The 14,919-nt window shown below is 68.8% G+C and carries 15 protein-coding genes, 4 tRNA genes and 3 pseudogenes; 9 read left to right on the top strand and 13 right to left on the bottom strand.

Annotated elements, in window-relative coordinates; all coding sequences use genetic code 11:
- The first annotated feature begins 95 nt into the window (after window positions 1-95).
- From QQK49_RS08535 to QQK49_RS08560, 6 genes and pseudogenes are all read left to right on the top strand, one after another.
- Window positions 96-974 (top strand): recombinase family protein, encoded by an 879-nt coding sequence (locus QQK49_RS08535; protein ID WP_284303551.1) that lies wholly within the window; start codon window positions 96-98, stop codon window positions 972-974.
- 25 nt (window positions 975-999) lie between these two features.
- A pseudogene (locus QQK49_RS08540) lies at window positions 1,000-1,290 on the top strand (transposase); the annotation flags it as partial.
- 85 nt (window positions 1,291-1,375) lie between these two features.
- Window positions 1,376-1,666, top strand: a complete 291-nt coding sequence (locus QQK49_RS08545; protein ID WP_182818941.1) for a transposase — start codon at window positions 1,376-1,378, stop codon at window positions 1,664-1,666.
- 2 nt (window positions 1,667-1,668) lie between these two features.
- Window positions 1,669-2,604 (top strand): IS3 family transposase, encoded by a 936-nt coding sequence (locus QQK49_RS08550; RefSeq protein ID WP_284302823.1) that lies wholly within the window; start codon window positions 1,669-1,671, stop codon window positions 2,602-2,604.
- A gap of 16 nt (window positions 2,605-2,620) precedes the next feature.
- Window positions 2,621-3,484 (top strand): IS3 family transposase, encoded by an 864-nt coding sequence (locus QQK49_RS08555; RefSeq protein WP_284305857.1) that lies wholly within the window; start codon window positions 2,621-2,623, stop codon window positions 3,482-3,484.
- 71 nt (window positions 3,485-3,555) lie between these two features.
- Window positions 3,556-4,380 (top strand): recombinase zinc ribbon domain-containing protein, encoded by an 825-nt coding sequence (locus tag QQK49_RS08560; RefSeq protein ID WP_284305858.1) that lies wholly within the window; start codon window positions 3,556-3,558, stop codon window positions 4,378-4,380.
- Here the strand turns inward: QQK49_RS08560 and QQK49_RS08565 are convergent.
- The 7 genes from QQK49_RS08565 to QQK49_RS08595 all read right to left on the bottom strand — a co-directional run bounded on the left by QQK49_RS08565 (window position 4,340) and on the right by QQK49_RS08595 (window position 6,553).
- Window positions 4,340-4,413 (bottom strand) — tRNA-Val (locus tag QQK49_RS08565). The two genes, QQK49_RS08560 and QQK49_RS08565, sit on opposite strands and share 41 nt — an antisense overlap.
- A gap of 67 nt (window positions 4,414-4,480) precedes the next feature.
- Complete coding sequence (locus tag QQK49_RS08570) at window positions 4,481-5,005, bottom strand: TIGR02611 family protein (RefSeq protein WP_284303552.1); 525 nt, start codon at window positions 5,003-5,005, stop codon at window positions 4,481-4,483.
- Window positions 5,006-5,164: 159 nt separating this feature from the next.
- Window positions 5,165-5,380, bottom strand: coding sequence for a hypothetical protein (locus QQK49_RS08575; RefSeq protein WP_284303553.1), 216 nt, complete (start codon window positions 5,378-5,380; stop codon window positions 5,165-5,167).
- A gap of 193 nt (window positions 5,381-5,573) precedes the next feature.
- Window positions 5,574-6,128 (bottom strand): Uma2 family endonuclease, encoded by a 555-nt coding sequence (locus QQK49_RS08580; protein WP_284303554.1) that lies wholly within the window; start codon window positions 6,126-6,128, stop codon window positions 5,574-5,576.
- A gap of 137 nt (window positions 6,129-6,265) precedes the next feature.
- Window positions 6,266-6,340 (bottom strand) — tRNA-Val (locus QQK49_RS08585).
- 26 nt (window positions 6,341-6,366) lie between these two features.
- Window positions 6,367-6,437, bottom strand: a tRNA-Cys gene (locus QQK49_RS08590).
- Between the two features lie 43 nt (window positions 6,438-6,480).
- A tRNA-Gly gene (locus QQK49_RS08595) sits at window positions 6,481-6,553 on the bottom strand.
- Window positions 6,554-6,922: 369 nt separating this feature from the next.
- Between QQK49_RS08595 and glgX the strand changes: the two are divergent.
- Window positions 6,923-9,213 (top strand): annotated as a pseudogene (gene glgX / locus QQK49_RS08600) (glycogen debranching protein GlgX).
- 87 nt (window positions 9,214-9,300) lie between these two features.
- Here glgX and QQK49_RS08605 read toward each other — a convergent pair.
- The 3 genes from QQK49_RS08605 to QQK49_RS08615 are packed head-to-tail and all read right to left on the bottom strand — an operon-like array spanning window position 9,301 to window position 11,463.
- Complete coding sequence (locus QQK49_RS08605; protein WP_284303555.1) at window positions 9,301-10,233, bottom strand: PPK2 family polyphosphate kinase; 933 nt, start codon at window positions 10,231-10,233, stop codon at window positions 9,301-9,303.
- Window positions 10,226-11,146, bottom strand: a complete 921-nt coding sequence (locus QQK49_RS08610) for an alpha/beta hydrolase family protein (RefSeq protein WP_284303556.1) — start codon at window positions 11,144-11,146, stop codon at window positions 10,226-10,228. Before QQK49_RS08610 ends, QQK49_RS08605 begins: the two co-directional genes overlap by 8 nt.
- Complete coding sequence (locus tag QQK49_RS08615; RefSeq protein ID WP_284303557.1) at window positions 11,041-11,463, bottom strand: DUF8805 domain-containing protein; 423 nt, start codon at window positions 11,461-11,463, stop codon at window positions 11,041-11,043. The genes QQK49_RS08610 and QQK49_RS08615 overlap by 106 nt, the downstream gene beginning before the upstream one ends.
- 94 nt (window positions 11,464-11,557) lie before the next feature.
- On the opposite strand from QQK49_RS08615, the gene QQK49_RS08620 reads away from it, so the two are divergent.
- Window positions 11,558-12,619, top strand: a complete 1,062-nt coding sequence (locus QQK49_RS08620) for an ATP-dependent DNA ligase (protein WP_284303558.1) — start codon at window positions 11,558-11,560, stop codon at window positions 12,617-12,619.
- Between the two features lie 16 nt (window positions 12,620-12,635).
- On the opposite strand, the gene QQK49_RS23235 is transcribed toward QQK49_RS08620, so the two are convergent.
- Window positions 12,636-12,779: a hypothetical protein gene (locus QQK49_RS23235; protein WP_431310521.1), complete on the bottom strand. Its 144-nt coding sequence runs from the start codon at window positions 12,777-12,779 to the stop codon at window positions 12,636-12,638.
- A 107-nt stretch (window positions 12,780-12,886) separates the two neighbouring features.
- A pseudogene (locus tag QQK49_RS08625) lies at window positions 12,887-13,701 on the bottom strand (DNA polymerase domain-containing protein); the annotation flags it as partial.
- A 60-nt stretch (window positions 13,702-13,761) separates the two neighbouring features.
- On the opposite strand from QQK49_RS08625, the gene msrB reads away from it, so the two are divergent.
- Window positions 13,762-14,181 (top strand): peptide-methionine (R)-S-oxide reductase MsrB, encoded by a 420-nt coding sequence (gene msrB, locus QQK49_RS08630; protein WP_284303559.1) that lies wholly within the window; start codon window positions 13,762-13,764, stop codon window positions 14,179-14,181.
- A 13-nt stretch (window positions 14,182-14,194) separates the two neighbouring features.
- Here the strand turns inward: msrB and hemQ are convergent, their stop codons facing one another.
- On the bottom strand, window positions 14,195-14,908 hold the full coding sequence (hemQ, locus tag QQK49_RS08635) for a hydrogen peroxide-dependent heme synthase (protein ID WP_284303560.1): 714 nt from the start codon (window positions 14,906-14,908) through the stop codon (window positions 14,195-14,197).
- Window positions 14,909-14,919 lie beyond the last annotated feature (11 nt).

Below are 14,919 nucleotides of genomic sequence, written 5' to 3' on the forward strand. Positions count from 1 at the left end.
GCCCTACAGCCTTCACCGGCTGCTCTCACGATCAACACCCCCTCCCACGAACAGTTGGGAGCGCGAGGGTCGAACCGCGTGAGAGTGAGACCCCGATGACCACCATTGCCGACGATCCGGCAGCCAGCCTCACCGACCCGCCGAAGACAATGGCTGCCGCTGTGTCCTACCTGCGGGTCTCAACCCGCGAGCAGGCTGAGAAGGGCGGCACGGACGAGGGCTTCTCGATCCCAGCCCAACGCGAAGCGACCAGGCGCAAGGCCGAACAACTCGGCGCCGGCATCGTCGAGGAGTTCATCGACGCGGGAGCCTCGGCCAAGTCGTCCGACCGGCCCGAACTGATGCGGATGATCCAGTACGTAAAGACCAACAAGGTCGCATACTGCATCGTCCACAAGGTCGACCGGCTCGCCAGGAACCGCGCCGACGACGTGAGCATCCACCTCGCACTCCAACAGTGCGGGGTCATGCTCGTATCCGCGACGGAGAACATCGACGAGACCCCGTCGGGGATGCTCCTGCACGGCATCATGTCCACGATCGCCGAGTTCTACTCCCGCAACCTCGCCACCGAAGTCACCAAGGGCATGACCCAGAAGGCCATCGGTGGCGGCACGAACGGACGAGCACCCATCGGTTACCTCAACGTCCGCAAGCGCGACGAGTTGGGGCGCGAGCTCCGCACCATCGAACTCGATCCCGAGCGAGCACCGATGATCGAGTGGGCATTCAAGGCATACGCATCCGGGAACTGGAGCGTCAGCCAGCTCCACGACGAACTCACCTCGCGCGGACTGCGCAGCCTGCCCACGCCGAAGAGGCCGGCGAAGCCCTTGGCCGTGTCCACCATCCATCGCCTCCTGATCAACCCGTACTACAAGGGCGATGTCATCTACCGAGGCACCCGATACAAGGGCAACCACCCGGCGGGGACTGCTGCACGGGTAGGTGACACCGAGTCTGTGGTGCTCTGAGGCGCCGCAGGGAAGGATGTGCACCATGCCCAAGCCCTATCCCCAGGAGTTCCGGGACGATGTCGTCCGGGTCGCCCGTCAACGCGAGGAGGGGGTGACGATCAAGCAGGTGGCCAAGGACTTCGGGATCTCCGAGTCGTGCCTGACGAACTGGATGACCCAGGCCGACCGCGACGCCGGCATCAGGCCCGGCGCCGACCGCGAGGAGCTGGCCGAGCTGCGCGAGGCCAAACGGCGCATCCGGCTGCTGGAGCAGGAGAACGAGGTCCTGCGCCGCGCCGCGGCGTACCTGTCTCAGGCGAACATCTCCCCAAAATGATGTACCCGCTCGTCCGCGAGCTGGCCGGCGACGGGATGAAGTTCCCCCTGGAGCGTAGAGGCATCCACAATGAGGGATCGAGATGCCAGAGAAGCGTAAGAAGTACGACCGGGAGTTCCGTGAGGGAGCGGTCCGGATCGTCGAGGAGACGAACAAGCCGATCGCGCAGGTCGCTCGCGATCTTGGCGTGAACGAGGGCACGCTGGGCAACTGGGTCCAACGCGCCCGTGCCGCACGCGAGGGTCATGGAGAGCTGTCCAAGGACGACTACGAGGAGCTGAAACGGCTGCGCGCCGAGGTCGCCGAGCTGCGGATGGAGCGTGATGTCCTCAAGCGATCCGTGGTCCTGTGGGTGAAGGAGGCGACGAAGTGAGCGTGGCACGCTTCATCGCCGACCAGAGGACCAACTACGCCGTGCCACACGCCCTTGTCTGCTCGCTGCTCGGAGTCTCCGAAGCGTGGTTCTACAAGTGGATCAAGCGCGCCGACGGTCCCGGCGCTGCCAGCGGGCTGTTCACCGACACCGACCGCCGCCGCGACACCGTCGACCGCGCGGTGCGCGTCGCGTTCAAGAACGCCAAGGGCCTGCACGGCTCACCGCGCTTGCACGCCGACCTGCGCGAGGCTGGCTGGCAGATCAGCGAGAAGACGGTCGCCGAGTCGATGCGCCGCCAAGGCCTGGTCGCCCGCGTCATCAAGCGGCGCAGCGGCCTGACCAGGCAGGACAAGACCGCACCCAAGTTCCCGGACCTGGTGCGTCGCAACTTCACCGCGCCGGCGCCGAACTGCAAGTGGGTCGGCGACATCACCGAGATCCCCACGGCCGAGGGCAAGCTGTACCTGGCCACCGTGATCGACCTGTACTCGCGCCGGTTGCTCGGCGCGGCCACCAGTGCCCACCCCGACGCTGACCTGGCGTGCGCGGCGATCCAGATGGCCGTGACCGCTCGCGGCGGCAAGGAGGCGATCTGGCGCGAGGACGAGTCCGACCGGGTCATCTTCCACACCGACCGGGGCTCGACCTACACGGCGACCTCGTTCACCCGGCTCTGCGCCGACCTCGGGATCCGCCAGTCGATGGGCCGGGTCGGGTCGTGCTTCGACAACGCCGCCGCCGAGGCGTTCTTCTCCTCCCTGGAGTGGGAGGTCCTGTCCCGGCAGGCGTTCGACACCCGAGCCCAGGCCCGGGCCCTGGTCATCGACTGGGCCTACGGATTCTACAACCACCAACGCCGGCATAGCGCGGCTGGCATGATGTCACCGGTCAACTACGAGCAGTCCACCGCAGCGTCCGTCCCGGACGCCGCGTAGCCCGAAGCCCTCCACGATCCGGGGGAACCACAGGATCCCCGTCACGGTGACGTGCCGGGTGCTGAAGATCGCTCGTCAGCCGTACTACCGGTGGCTGAAGGAACCGGTCACCGACGCCGAGCTGGCGGCCGCCTACCGCGCGAACGCGCTGTTTGACGCCCACCGCGACGACCCCGAGTTCGGGCACCGGCTGCTGGCCGACGAGGCCCGTGAGGCCGGGGAGGGCATGTGCGACCGGACCGCGTGGCGGATCTGCTCGGAGAACGGCTGGTGGAGTGTGTTCGGTAAGAAGCGCGGCAAGAACGGCAAGCCCGGTCCGCCGGCGCATGAGGACCTCGTCGAGCGGGACTTCACCGCGGCCGGCCCGAACCAGCTGTGGCTGACCGACATCACCGAGCACCCCACCGGTGAGGGCAAGCTCTACATGTGCGCGGTCAAGGACGTCTGGTCGGGCCGCATCGTCGGCTACTCCATCGATGCCCGGATGAAGTCACGCCTGGCGGTGCAGGCCCTGGACAACGCCGTGGCGACCCGCGCCGCGCACGGCATGGACGTCGCCGGCTGCATCGTCCACTCCGACAGGGGCAGCCAGTTCCGGTCGCGGAAGTACCTGGCCGCGCTGCGCCGCCACCACCTGGTCGGATCCATGGGCCAGGTCGGCACGAGCGCCGACAACGCCGCGATGGAGTCGTTCTTCGCTCTCCTGCAGAAGAACGTCCTGGACCGCCGCCGCTGGGCCACCCGCCAGGACCTACGCATCAGCATCGTCACCTGGCTCGAGCGGACCTACCACCGCCGCCGGCGCCAGGACCGACTCGGTCGGTTGACGCCCATCGAATACGAGGCCACCATAGCCACAGCCGCCACTCAGGCGGCCTGACCCAACCTGTCACCTACCCGTGCAGCAGTCCCGCGCTCGTGCCTGCCGAGGTCTGGTACCAGGTCCAGTCCGTGCTCACCGCGCACCAGTGCGCCGTCGAGGCGACCCAAGTCCACGGCCACTACCTCAAAGGCACTATCCACTGCGGCCAGTGCGGTTCGCGGCTCATCGTCTCCAACGCGAAGAACCGCCACGGCAACGTGTACTGCTACTTCGTCTGCTCCGGCCGACACTCCAAGCGGACCGACTGCACGCGCCAGGCGATGCTCATCGAGGATGTCGAGAAGCTCGTCGAGGACTACTACTCTCGCGTGCAGATCACGCCGGCTCAGCAGGACGCACTCGCGGGGATGCTCCACCACGAGTTCGACCGGCTCATGGCCGCCGAAACCGAGGAATTGGAACGCCTCACCACCAGCCGCGACCGGCTCGAAAGCGAGCAGGACCGGCTCATGCAGGCGCACTACGCCGACGCGATCCCGCTGACCGTGCTCAAGCGCGAGCAGGACCGAATCGTCGCCGAACTCGACAAGGTGACCCGACGTATCGACGCCCACTTCGGCGACTACGCCGACGCCCGCGCCCACCTCGACGACGCCCTCGGACTGCTCGCCAACTGCGCCGACATCTACGCCCGCTGCGACGACACCAACCGGCGGCTATGCAACCAGGCGTTCTTCACGAAGGTCTACATCGACGAGGACAACGAGCTGCGCGTCGAGCACAACCGGCCCTTCGAAATGCTCCTCGATCCGCAGGTCAACGCCAACGCTCTGACCTGGGCCGCAGACGCACACAAGGCCCGAACCTCCACCAACGTTTCCGTTGGCAAGGGTTCGAGCCTTGTGCGTGGGGTGGACGTAGCAGGACTCGAACCTGCGACCTCTCGCGTGTGAAGCGAACGCTCTAACCAACTGAGCTATACGTCCGTGAACCGCCACGTCACCTTACCCGCCGGTGGCCCCGGTCTCCAACTCGCCTCCGCCGTGGACGGCCTCAGAGGGCGAGATGAGCCTGCATGAACGTGGTGACCTCATCGGGGACCCACGCCGGGATGCCGCTCAGCTTCAGCGTGGTCCACAACACGGCGTTGACGAACAGACACGTGAGCAGCACGATCCCGCCGCGGATCCACAGGCTCTGCTGCTGCACCCAGGCGTTCCATTCGATGACCTTGCCGACCCCGTACCCGTGCAGTCGGCGTGCCCAGTGGAACTCCGAGGCCCAGATGCTGACGCCGATGAACACGATGACCCAGCCGGGGCCGGGCAGCGGGACGAGGGCGAGCCCGACGGCGACGATGACGAACCCGATGGTCGCGATGACGATGCGGTAGATGCGCAGCGACTGCGGGTTGGCGCGGATGCGTCGGCGCCATTCCCAGTCACGCGGTCGCTTGATCCCCGTCGACGTCGATCCGGTACGCCACCGGCGCTTCCGTGTCCTGCCGGCGGGCTCGGCTCCCTCCGCGGGAGGGGTCGGCGAAGCCGTGTCGGTACCGCCGGTCCGCATCTCCGTCATCGCACCCCCTCTCGTCGCGTCCACGCTCAATCATGAACGTGCATCGGCGCCTCTGGGGTTCCCCGGACCGATCGCTCGTCGGAGCCGATGATGCCACCGGTACGCACGCGCCGCGCCGACCTCTCCGAATCATCCTCAGGGGCAGCCCGATCGAGGGGGTCAGTGCCAGGCGAGACCGAGGCATTCCACCGCGGAGACGCGGGCCGCCTGGGCCCACTCCGGCGTGGAATCGCCCCACCAGGGGTTCTCGCGGGCCCGCCGCATGGCGTCGACGAGGTCATCGGCCGCGACGGTCAGCCACGTGCCGGGCCGATCCTCGTGCGAGGTCAGCAGGACGCTGTAGAGACGCGTGCCGACCGGGCTCATGACGCTCATCGGGATGTCACTCCTGAATATCTGGGTATCCGGGTGGGGTGTGTGGCTCGAACAGGCGGATACGAGGTGGTCACCTCCTGTCGGCGCGCGCGTGCGACTCGTGAGGTGAACCGGGGGTCGGCACGCCCGCCACGCCCCCGGTTCTTGCGCAACCTCGGAGACCGCGAGCGACCGCCTCACCCGCTCCCGTCGATCAGGCCAGGAAGTCGGCCAGGACGAGCTCGATGTCGCCGTGGGGCGAGGTCCAGGTGAGCCGGTCACCGGTGGTGCGCTCCCCGTAGCAGCCGAGACCCGGGCCGGTGAGCAGCGCCATCGCGGGGCGACCGGGGTCGACGACGAGCATGGCGGGGATCCCGGCGCGGGCGTACTCGCGTGGCTTGGTGATCCAGTCGCGTTCACCGGAGGTCGGGGAGACGACCTCGACGGCGAGCAGAACGTGCCGGGCCGCGATGCGGGTCGCCTCCGGCGGGGCGTCGCCGGCCAGGACCATCACGTCGGGCCGCCGGACCGTGGGCCGTGGGTCGCCGGAGAGGCTCAGGTGCAGTTCGGAGACCGGCCCCATGCCGGCCGGACAGGCGCGGCGAAGCTCGAAGTACACGTTGTCGCACACGCGACGGTTGCCCAGTGACTCCCCCGGTGACACGACCGGCACCCCCTGCACCAGTTCGATGTCCCGCTGCTCCTCGGGCACGACGAGGTCGTCCCACTCGTGCATCGTCAGGACGGACAACGGTTCGACGACGCTCATCGGGTCGACCTCCTCTCGCGTGAGGCCAGTGTCCCATCCCGGCCCGGATCACGACCAGAGGTTCGAGTGCCGAGCGGTCCCAGGCATGACAAAGGCCCCTGACCGAGCGTTTCCGCTGGTCAGGGGCCTCATACCTCTGGTGGGCGATACTGGGTTTGAACCAGTGACCTCTTCCGTGTCAAGGAAGCGCGCTACCGCTGCGCCAATCGCCCGACGAAGCGCACGAGACGCTTCTGAGAGGTGGAGACGGGATTTGAACCCGTGTACACGGCTTTGCAGGCCGTTGCCTCGCCTCTCGGCCACTCCACCACGAAGGCCGGATGACATGCCTTCCGAGGGAGGCGATCCTCCGAGCGGACGACGGGACTCGAACCCGCGACCCTCACCTTGGCAAGGTGATGCTCTACCAACTGAGCCACGTCCGCATGTGTACTGCTCGTGCTTCTGCGTGATCCGGTGAGTTCACCATCCGTTCTCCGGTGGTGCCCCTCCGGTCTCCCGCAGCGTGCTCGAAGACAGTAACCGATGCCGCACGCCGGAGTCCAACCGGGCCGCCGCGCGCGTGTCCTCGCCGGTGGGGCGAGGTCACCGCCCGGTCCACCGCCTCGTCGCCGAGGCGGGCTCCTCCCCGCCGATGAGGCAGACTCGTCCTGGGCCGCAGCGCCCGTCGACGACGACGGTGGCGCGCGAGGACGGTCGTCGGTGCTGGGCGATAACGTTCTCCTCGCGCGGGTCTCATGCCCGCCCCGACCCCTGACCGAAGAACACCGAAGCACGAAGAACAAGAAGGACCTATGGACATCTGGCCAGGAACCGCCTACCCCCTCGGCGCCACCTACGACGGATCCGGGGTGAACTTCGCGCTGTTCTCGGAGATCGCCGACCGCGTCGAGCTCTGTCTCGTCAGCGAGGACGGCACGGAGACGCGTCTCGAACTCACCGAGGTCGACGGCTACGTGTGGCACGGCTACGTGCCCAACCTGCAGCCCGGCCAGCGCTACGGCTACCGGGTGCACGGGCCCTACGACCCGACCAACGGGCATCGGTGCAACCCCGCCAAGCTCCTGCTCGACCCGTACGCCAAGGCCATCGACGGGCAGGTCACCGGCGACGAGGCCCTGTTCTCCTACACCTTCGGCGACGTGAGCTCGTTCAACGACGCCGACTCCCTCGGCCACACGATGCTCTCGGTCGTCGTCAACCCGTTCTTCGACTGGGGTCACGACCGCCCGCCGCGTCACGAGTACCACGAGTCGGTCATCTACGAGGCCCACGTCAAGGGCCTGACGATGACCCACCCCGACATCCCCGAGGAGATCCGCGGTACCTACGCGGCCATCGCACACCCGGCGATCATCGAGCACCTGACCGAGTTGGGCGTGACCGCCATCGAACTGCTGCCCGTGCACCAGTTCGTCCAGGACACGCACCTGCAGGAGAAGGGTCTGCGCAACTACTGGGGCTACAACACGATCGGGTTCCTCGCCCCGCACAACGAGTACGCGGCCACCGGCACCCAGGGCCAGCAGGTCACCGAGTTCAAGGCGATGGTCAAGGCCCTGCACGAGGCCGACATCGAGGTCATCCTCGACGTCGTCTACAACCACACCGCCGAGGGCAACGAGTACGGCCCGACGCTGTGCTTCCGCGGCATCGACAACTCGGCGTACTACCGCCTCGTCGACGACGCCAAGGACCACTACTACGACACGACCGGCACCGGAAACTCGCTGCTCATGCGTAACCCGCACGTGCTGCAGCTCATCATGGACTCCCTGCGGTACTGGGTCACCGAGATGCACGTCGACGGCTTCCGCTTCGACCTCGCCGCCACGCTGGCCCGCCAGTTCCACGAGGTCGACAAGCTCTCGGCGTTCTTCGACCTCATCCAGCAGGACCCGGTCATCAGCCAGGTCAAGCTCATCGCCGAGCCCTGGGACCTCGGCGACGGCGGCTACCAGGTCGGCAACTTCCCCCGCTGTGGACCGAGTGGAACGGGCGTTACCGCGACACCGTGCGCGACTACTGGCGTGGTGAGGCGGCCGGCCTGGCCGAGTTCGCCTCGCGCCTGTCGGGCTCCTCGGACCTGTACGAGCACAACGGGCGTCGCCCCATCGCCTCGATCAACTTCATCATCGCCCACGACGGTTTCACGCTGCGCGACCTCGTCTCCTACAACGAGAAGCACAACGCGGCAAACGGCGAGGACGGCAACGACGGCGAGAGCCACAACCGCTCCTGGAACCACGGGGTCGAGGGTCCGACCGACGACCCCGACATCCGGGCGCTGCGGCTGCGGCAGATCCGCAACTACATGACGACGCTGCTGGTCAGCCAGGGTGTGCCGATGATCGCCCACGGCGACGAACTCGGCCGCACCCAGGGCGGCAACAACAACGTCTACTGCCAGGACAACGCCATCTCCTGGATCGACTGGGATCTCGGCCGCGAACAGCAGAGCCTGTTCGACTTCTCCCGCCACGTGGTCCAGCTGCGCCAGGACCACCCGGTCTTCCGGCGCCGCCGGTTCTTCCAGGGCAACGCCGACCACGGCGGTCGCTCCGAGGTCGGCGACATCGTGTGGTTCGGCACCCAGGGCAGCGAGATGACCGAGGAGGACTGGCAGACCGGCTACGCCCGCACCCTGGCCGTCCTGCTCAACGGCGACGCCATCCCCGAGCCGGGTCCCCTGGGCCAGCGCATCAAGGACGACGACTTCGTCATGATGTTCAACGCCCACCACGAGGACGTCGACTTCGTCGTCCCCGACGTCATCGCCGACGTGGAGTGGGAGAAGGTCGTCGACACCCAGCTCCCGACCGGCATCCCCGACCCGACCACGGCGCTGCTGGCCTCCGGCGAGACCCTCACCGTCGGCTCCCGCTCGATGGTCGTCGTCAAGAGCCGGCCCATCGAGCGCGACGTGCTCGAGGAGGACGCCGAGGAGGCCGAGCGCGAGGCCGAACTCATCGCGGACGCCGACGAGTCCGAGCGCTCGCCCGAGCTCACCGAGAAGGCGGCAGAGCGCGCCGCCCGCGCCAAGGAGCACGAGAAGGCCGACGGCGGGTCCTCCGGCCAGGAGTGAGGCCGCCCGTTCCCGGGTCGATCCGACACGACAGGGGCGTCGCACCGTGCGGTGCGACGCCCCTGCGTCGTGTCCGGCTGACACCGATCAGCTCTCGGCGAGCCGCGCCTTCTCGACCTCGACGTCGAAGTCGGCCGGCGGCCACTGCGGGTCCACCTCCCGCAGGGCGCCGAGCAGCAGTTGCTGCACCGCCAGGCGCGCATACCACTTGCGGTCCGCGGGGACGACGTACCAGAGCGCGGTGTCCGTGGAGGTCTTGAGCAGCGCCTCCGCGTACGCCTCCTGGTAGGCGTCCCAGTTCAGGCGCACATCGACGTCGCCCGGGTTGTACTTCCAGTACTTGTCCGGCCGGTCCAGGCGCTCGCCCAGCCGCTCCTTCTGCTCCTGCGAGCCGATGTGGAGCATGACCTTGACGATCGTCGTACCGGAGTCGGTCAGTGACTTCTCGAAGGTGCGGATCTGCGAATACCGGCGGCGCCACGTCGAGGCCGGCACGAGGCCGTCGACCCGGGCCACGAGGACGTCCTCGTAGTGGGAGCGGTCGAACACGCCGATCATGCCGGGCTCGGGCAGCGCCTGACGGATCCGCCAGAGGAAGGGGTGGCGCCGCTCCTGCGCGGTCGGCTTCTTGAAGGCCGTGATCGACACGCCCTGAGGGTCGAGCAGGCCGACCACGTGCCGCATGATGCCGCCCTTGCCCGAGGTGTCCATGCCCTGGATCACCAAGAGGACCGACCTCGTGTCGCCACCGCGGGAGGCCGCGTACAGACGCTCCTGCAGTTCGGCGACCTCCGCCGCGCAGACCGCCATCGCGACCTCGGCCTCGGCCTTGCCGCCCTCGAACGCCGGTGTGGCAGAGGTGTCCACGTCGGCGAGGCGGAACCCCTCACCGACGCGCAACGCCTCGGCCACCTGATTCTCGAACTGCCGACCGACCTTCTTCTCGACCTTCTTCTCGACCTTCTTGTCCAGCTTCTTCGCCGACGTCCTCTCGGCCTTCTTCTCTGATTTCTTACCCATGATTCTCCTGTTCGGTCACGGACGAGTAGCCGCCCGGAACGGCGGGCCGCCGCGTGAGGCCCGAGACGAAATCTGCGACGACCGCGTTCCAGCGGTCGGGGTCGACGTTCCACTCCTTGACGTGCCGCGCGTCGTCCCACGGCTCGAAGCGCACGACGTCGGGTCGCAAACCGGCGAGCGTCACCGACGCCCCCACGGGGACGACGTCGTCGTCACGGGAGTGGATGAGCAGGATCGGCCGGTCGAGTTCGTCGGCGCGAACCTGCCACCGCGTCGTCGCCAGGTCGAGGGGTTGTTCGGCGCCGACGAGCAGCCGGGAGGCCCACCGGTCTCCGAGCAGAGCCCGCACCAGGCCGCCGAGCATGCGGGGCAGTCGCCGCAGCCGCGCCTGGTGCTCGATCACCTCCACCCAGTCGATGACCGGGCCGTCGAGGACGATGCCGGGGATCTTGTCGCGGTGCTCGGAGTGCTCGAGCGCCTGCAGGACGATCGCGCCGCCCATCGACCACCCGAAGAGCACGACCTCGCTCGCGCCCTGGTCCAGGCAGTACCGGATGCAGGCGTCCACGTCGCGCCACTCGGTCAGCCCGAGGGCGATGAGCCCGTCGGGGCTCGCGGGGGCCAGGGAGTCGTTGCGGTAGGAGGGCACGAGGCAGGTGATGCCCTGCTCGTGCAGGACGGGGACCGCCCGCAGGCACTCCTCGCGCATCGCCCCACGCCCGTGGACGAGCACGGCCCACGTGCCGCTCGCCTCGGGGCCCGCGTCGACGACCCAGGCCGGCAGCGGCCCGAGTTCACCGTCGACGATCACGTCGCGCGAGGGCAGGCCGAGCGACCGGGCCGGATCGCCGACGAAGATGTGGCTGGTCCAGCGGGCGGGTCCGGGCGCGGGGGTGCCGATGTCGACCCGCACCAACTCCTCACGACGCGCCGCGCCTTGGGGTCGATCTCGAGGATGTCGCCGACCCGCACGTGGGTGCGGCCGCCGTCGAGCCACAGACCGTAGTTGCCGCGGACCGCCGTCTCGGCGTCCAGCCGCAGGGTGATGGTGTCCGCGCCCACCTCGAGCACCGTCGTGTTCTCGGGCTTCTCACGCTCGGGCGTGAGCAGCACGCGGGCGAAGTACCAGGCGATGCCGAACGACGCGGCCACCGACGCGAGAGCCACGGCACCTCCGGTGGCACCCGCCACCTTGGCGACCCCGACCCACGAGACCCCATCCGACTTCATCCGTCCATGGTGACACCGCATCCGAGGAGAAGCCTGGTAGGGCACGCCTGCACGCCGACCGGCGCCCACGGCGATCACCCGTGAGAATGAGCGCATGGACCTCCCCGTGCCACTGCCCCTCGCCCCGATGCTCGCCAAGGCGGTCGCCGACGTGCCCGAGCCCGACTCGGTCGCCGGTGGGCTGGCGTACGAACCCAAGTGGGACGGGTTCCGGGCGCTCATCCTGCGCGACGGCGACGAGCTCGAGCTCGCGAGCCGCGGCTCGAAGTCACTCACACGCTACTTTCCCGAGTTGCGTGAACCGTTGCTCGACCTGCTGCCCGACAAGGGCGTCCTCGACGCCGAGATCGTCGTGCGCACAGGCGAACCCGGCGCCGAACGCCTGCACTGGGAGGCGTTGTCCCAGCGCATCCACCCGGCCGAGTCGCGCATCCGCAAGCTCTCGGTCGAGACCCCGGCGGAGGTCATCGCCTTCGACCTCGTGGCCGTCGGCGACGAGTCGCTGCTCGACGTCGAGTTCGCCACGCGCCGTAGCCGACTCGAGGACGTCTTCGCCCACCGCAGCACCGGGTCGCCCGTGCACCTCACCCGCACGACCCGCGACGCCGACGAGGCCCGCGACTGGTTCACCCGGTTCGAGGGCGCCGGGCTCGACGGGGTCGTGGCCAAGCCGCTCACCGGGGTGTACTCCCCCGGCAAGCGCACGATGCTCAAGATCAAGCACAAGCGCACGGCCGAGGCGGTGCTCGTGGGATACCGGGTGCACAAGTCCGGGCAGGGCGTCGGGTCGCTGCTGCTCGGGCTGTACTCCGACGAGGGCCGGCTGTTCAACGTCGGGGGGATCTCGGCGTTCACGGCCGCCCGGCGTCTGGAGCTCATCGACGAGCTCGAGCCCCTGGTCGTCCGCGACGACGGCGGCGAGGTGGTGCATGCCGAGACCGACCGCTCGCGGTTCTCCTCGAGCAAGGACGTGAGCTTCGTCCCCCTGCGCCCCGAACGGGTCGTCGAGGTCGCCTTCGACCAGTTGGAGGGCATGCGCTTTCGGCACGCCGTGACGTTCCTGCGGTGGCGGCCCGACCGCGAGCCGCAGTCCTGCACGCTCGGCCAGACCGACGTGGCCCCCGCCTACGACCTCGGCGAGGTCCTCACCGCCTGAGGCGGCCGACCTCGGCTCAGGCGCGGGGCGTGACGCCGTCGTCCTCCCAGTTGGCCGCGTTCTTCTTGCTCGGCTGCACACGCGGGGGTTCGCCGGGCATCTTGGGGTGGTCCGGGGGAAGTTCTTCTCCGGCAGGCCCCGCGCCACGTCGGCCTCCCACAGGGCCAGCGCGGGGGCGACGTCCCCGGCGCTCTCACCGGCGTCGGCCCACGCGTCCCCGCGGTCGGCGACGATCCCCGGAACCGTCAGCACCGTGAACAGCTCCGGCCGCGCCTCACGCAGGTCGTCCCACCGCACGGGCATGGACACCGGCGCCCCCGGCAGCGGCCGGGGGCTGTAGGCCGAGGCGATCGTGCGATCCCGGCAGGCCTGGTTGTAGTCGACGAAGATCCGCTCGCCCCGTTCCTCCTTCCACCAGGCCGTCGTCACGAGATCGGGGATCCGCCGCTCGAGCTCGCGGGCGATGCCGATGATCCCGTGACGCACGTCGAGGAACTCGTGCGTGCGGTCCAGGGTGGCGTAGACGTGCAGACCGCGGTTGCCGCTGGTCTTCACGCGGGCGACCAGGCCGAGTTCGGTCATCAGCTCCCGGAGGACGAGCGCCGCCTCGACGGCGTCGGTGAACCCCACCCCCGGCTGCGGGTCGAGGTCGATGCGCAACTCGTCGACGAGGTCGTTGTCGTCGGCGCGCACGGGCCAGGGGTGGAACGTCACCGTGCTCATCTGCACGGCCCAGATCGCGGTGGCGATCTCGTCGATGACCAGTTGCGGGTGCGAACGCCCCGAGGGGTAGGTGCACATGACCGTGCGCACCCATTCCGGCACGCCCTTGGGCGGGTTCTTGCTGTAGAACTCCTCCCCTCGACCCCGCCGCGAAACCGCTGCAGGGTCACGGGTCGATCACCGGCGGCGCGCAGGAACGGATCGGCGACCGCGAGGACGTAGTCCGCGAGGTCGCGTTTGGTGATCGCCACGGACCCCTCGCCCGCGGGCCACACGGCCTTGTCGGGACTGCTCAACCGGACGGCGCGTTCGGCGGAGTCCTGCCCGGGGATGGTCAGCGTCACCGCGTCGGAGGCCATGGACCTCAGCGTAGGCGCCGCCGGGGAATCCTCCGAGGCGACGCGGACGTTGAACGATTCATGGAACCGACATCGCGCACCTACCCCGTCCAGCTCACCGACGCCGAGTGGCGCGAGCGGCTGACCCCGGCCGAGTACCAGGTCCTGCGCCAGGCCGGCACGGAGCGTCCCGGCATCGGGGAGTACACCGACACCACGACCGTCGGCGTCTACAGCTGCCGGGCGTGCGACGCCGAACTCTTCCGCAGCGACACCAAGTTCGAGAGCCAGTGCGGGTGGCCCAGCTTCTACGCCCCGCTGGCCGGCGACTCGGTCGAGTACATCGAGGACACCACCCTCGGGATGCGCCGTGTGGAGGTCCGCTGCGCCGCCTGCGGCTCCCACCTGGGTCACGTGTTCGAGGGCGAGGGCTATGACACCCCCACCGACCAGCGCTACTGCATCAACAGCATCAGCATGCGCCTGACCCCCGAGGCCTGAGGAGCGCGCCGCCTCACGGCAGGCCGGCGATGAGGGTGGCGGCGTCGACCTTGGGGCCGGTGTAGAACGGCGTCTCCTCACGCACGTGGAGACGGGCTCGGCTCGCGCGCAGGTCGCGCATCATGTCGACCATGTCGGGCAGATTGTCGGACTCGAAGGCCAGCATCCACTCGTAGTCGCCCAGGGCGAAGCTCGGGATCGTGTTGGCCCGCACCTCCTGGTAGGGGCGCGCCATGCGGCCGTGCTCGGCGAGCATCTCCCGGCGCTCCTCGTCGGGCAGCACGTACCAGTCGTAGCTGCGCACGAAGGGGTAGACGCAGAGGTAGGCGCGCGCCTGCTCCTCCTTCATGAACGCCGGCACGTGACCCTTGTTGAACTCCGCCGGGCGGTGCAGCGCGACCTGGGACCACACCGGCTCCAGGTGTCGACCGAGCTCGCTGCGGCGCAGCGTCTTGTACGCGGTCTGCAACGCCTCGACCTCCTCGGCGTGCCACCAGACCATGACCTCGGCGTCGGCACGGAACCCGGCCACGTCGTAGAGCCCGCGGACGACGACACCCTGCTCGGCCAGTGCCTCGCACAGACCCTCGAGGTCGTCGGCGAGACGACTGCGCTCGGCGTCCTCGGCCGGCAGCGGCGTCGAGACCCGGAACACCGACCACATGGCGTACCGGATGGAGTCGTTGAGGGCGCGGATCTTCGCGGCGTTGCTCTGGGCGTCAGTCATGGGCCCATTCT

The sequence above is a fragment of the Mobilicoccus caccae genome (genome assembly GCF_030161635.1).
GTDB classification, from domain to species: Bacteria; Actinomycetota; Actinomycetes; order Actinomycetales; family Dermatophilaceae; genus Mobilicoccus; species Mobilicoccus caccae.